This is a genomic window from Marinobacter sp. EVN1 (assembly GCF_000475375.1).
Classification (GTDB): Bacteria; Pseudomonadota; Gammaproteobacteria; order Pseudomonadales; family Oleiphilaceae; genus Marinobacter; species Marinobacter nauticus.
This window is the reverse complement of record NZ_AXCB01000050.1, coordinates 1-403: the sequence shown is the minus strand read 5'-3', so window position 1 is coordinate 403 and position 403 is coordinate 1. Positions and strand designations below refer to the sequence as shown.

The following is a 403-nucleotide window of genomic DNA, read 5'->3' as shown; positions in this document are numbered from 1 at the left end:
TGGTGGACCAATCAGTGGCGGTTGCTCTTATCGGGCTTTGCCTACACGTTGTTCGAGCGATTACGGGCCCACTTGAAGAAGACGCCCTTCGAGAGAATGAGCGCCAGTAACCTGCGGCTGAAGCTGATCAAGGTGGGCGCGGTCATCATTCGCAACACTCGGCGCATACGGGTGTTGATGAGCGATGCCTATCCTTACAAAGACGAACTCTCTGACCTGGTGCGTCAACTGGTTCCGGGATAGAAGCCCGGGCTCCCCCGGCCCGACTCAATGGGGGAAAGGGGGCCGTGTGTCCGGACAACAGAAATTGATCAGTTATTAATCAATCGCGACCGCAAATGAGCGGTAATGGCGGTAACCTGCTCAGTCTGCGAGACTTGCCGGGGACCTATGAGAAATCCGG

1 protein-coding gene is annotated in these 403 nt (G+C 56.3%); it reads left to right on the top strand.

The window, feature by feature from the left end; genetic code table 11:
• On the top strand, window positions 1-243 hold a 243-nt coding region (locus Q674_RS36990; RefSeq protein WP_023009699.1), incomplete at its 5' end, for a transposase.
• Window positions 244-403: the final 160 nt, after the last annotated feature.